Raw genomic sequence first — 2,562 nt, 5'->3', positions numbered from 1 at the left:
ATTATCACCTATAAAGGTACAAATAATAAGCGAGATTACCAACTTTTTAAATGCTTTTTTTATCCCGAACTCGCGTATTAATCACATCTAACTCTATAGGAAATAATTTTTAGAAGTTTTAGTGTCGTTATTATGCCAGCAAAAAGACTTATAATCAACCATTTTACACTGCAACACATGAAAAAGAGAGAAAAAAGAAACTTTTTAAAGAAAAAACCTCCGAAAAATTTGGTTACAATTATAAAATTTCAGATATTTGCGAACATTAAAAGATTAGTATCACCATTATAATAATTTAGAATCTATTATTTATGGGAAGCAAAACAAAAGATAAGACAGATTATATATTGCAAGAAGCATTTAAACTCTTCTTGTCAAAAGAATATGTAAATGTAACAACTGGAGATTTAGAAGAAGCCACAGGAATAACTCGTGGCTCTATTTATTATCGAACTAAAAATAAAGAAGGATTATATAAGGCTGTTATCGATAAGTTTATATTTGATTTCATATCTGATACGTTGAATGCGGATATTCCTGCTTCAGAGAAAACTCCATTCTGGACTTATATTGACTATGAATTGAATAATACAGAGAAACGAATGAGAGTGATGAAAGAAAACAGAATTGATAAAAACATCTCTGCGCAATATGTGAATTTATTGGCATCTGCATCTTTTCATTATAATGGATTTGTGGAAAAATATAATGAAATAGAGATACTAATTCATAATCAATGGAGGCATTACTATGATTTAGGTGTCAAATGTGGAGAGTTGAGTGGTAATGTGGAGTCTGAGCTGGCAATATCATTGTTCCGTTCCTTGTATTACGGAGACTCCTTTTTACTTGCTATTACGGGTGATGGATTGAGTATCCAAGAATTAAGAAGGAAATACATGTTAATCTATAATGCTGTAAAATAATGAGAGGAGTTTATATAACAAGAGTTTCTTCATTTTTGCCTAATAGGGTTGTAGAAAATGATAATATGGAACAATATTTAGGACTTATCAGTTTATCATAGAATAATAACGACATTTTACAAACCAATTCGGTAACGAGATTACTTTCGTACCGAATAAAAACACATGAGTTACTATGACAAATTTCTTGCAAAAAAACATTATAGTAACTCGTGTGTTTTTTTAATATTAAAAAAAATGCAAAAAAGGCACAAAGATAGATTTCGTTACTTTCAAGAGTTGGCTTGTACAACCAAAGACTTCTATATAGAATTACTGCGTTCCTATATAAATATAGGAGTAGGAACAAAAGTCCTTGAAATAGGATGTGGGGAGGGAGGAAACCTGCTACCTTTTGCTCAAATAGGATGTTTGGTAACAGGTATAGACATATGCGGCTCACGCATAGAACAAGCTGTAGATTTTTTTAAGAGAGAAAATCAGAAAGGTACTTTTATATGTGAAAATTTTATGTTACTTAATAATTCAAAAGAGGGAATAGGAAAATTTGATATTATAATACTTAGGGATGTGATAGAGCATATAGAACCTCCTTGTAAGAAAGAATTTTTGTCTCATATAAAAGAGTTCATGACAGAAAAAAGTTTAGTTTTTGTATGCTTTCCTGCATGGCAAAATCCTTTTGGTGGACATCAACAAATCAGTACTGGCTTTGTTTCTAAAATTCCATTCATACATCTTCTTCCTAATCCTCTTTATAAAGCTTTCCTCACACTCAATGGAACTCATAGTGATACTATTCAGGAACTGTTTAGTATAAAACGCTCACAAGTGACTGTTGAAAGTTTTGAAAAACTTATAAAAACAATTGGTTTTCGGATAGTTAAACGGCAATTATGGCTTATCAATCCTCATTATAAGCAAAAATTTAATTTGACTCCACGACTTCTCTCGCCTGTTTTTTCGAAGATAAAATATTTACGAAACTTTTACACGACTTCTTGCACTTATGTGCTGAGAAAATAATTTTGGTTCATCAGGAATTTGGAGTGATAGATATAATCAACGTTGTCGTAGAAGATAACAAACCTCCATTATAACAGCTTTATATAAAAGGATTTAACGATGTCGCACAGCAGTTCGGCAACGCCGACTTTAGAAAAGCTTGAATTATGATTTTTTGTTTTTATAAAATGGCTTTTTATAGGCTTTTAGCGGAGGCTATTACTTCGTAACTATATGAATATAAGAGCTTATGGTTCATCACTCCAAATGTCGGATGAACCACAAATAACTTTCAAAATTTGCATCACAATCAATACTTTCATGATGATTCCAAACCTGCACAAACACATCTTGGGTAATATCTTGAGCTGCAGCTGCATCTTTCAACAAGTCGAATGCGAAATTATATACCTATTATAATGATGGAATACCATTTCAAAATGCTTCAATTGACCATTTCGAAGTCCTAATAAAATGCTCTTATCTAATTGTGGCATATCAGACTTATGAGGTTATTTATAATTTGTATAGTAGAATCAGCCCTAAAACTGCTACAGTAACTATTCAGCGACACCTTGCACCTTAATCCACGTTTGAAATAAACAGGAAAAGACCTATTAAAAGACAAAAC

2 protein-coding genes and 1 pseudogene are annotated in these 2,562 nt (G+C 31.5%); 2 read left to right on the top strand and 1 reads right to left on the bottom strand.

The window, feature by feature from the left end:
• Positions 1-311 precede the first annotated feature (311 nt).
• Together AC1EK4_RS11865 and AC1EK4_RS11860 are read left to right on the top strand one after the other, a co-directional pair.
• Positions 312-926, top strand: a complete 615-nt coding sequence (locus AC1EK4_RS11865; protein ID WP_036897245.1) for a TetR/AcrR family transcriptional regulator — start codon at positions 312-314, stop codon at positions 924-926.
• Between the two features lie 165 nt (positions 927-1,091).
• Entirely contained in the window at positions 1,092-1,952 is an 861-nt protein-coding gene (locus AC1EK4_RS11860; RefSeq protein ID WP_480358405.1) for a class I SAM-dependent methyltransferase, read from the top strand.
• A gap of 237 nt (positions 1,953-2,189) precedes the next feature.
• Here the strand turns inward: AC1EK4_RS11860 and AC1EK4_RS11855 are convergent.
• Positions 2,190-2,330, bottom strand: a pseudogene (locus AC1EK4_RS11855) (sigma factor); the annotation flags it as partial.
• Positions 2,331-2,562: the final 232 nt, after the last annotated feature.

This window comes from Prevotella sp. C0026C3 (genome assembly GCF_056590795.1).
The sequence above is the reverse complement of the archived record's forward strand: the minus strand, read 5'-3'. Positions and strand labels throughout refer to the sequence as shown.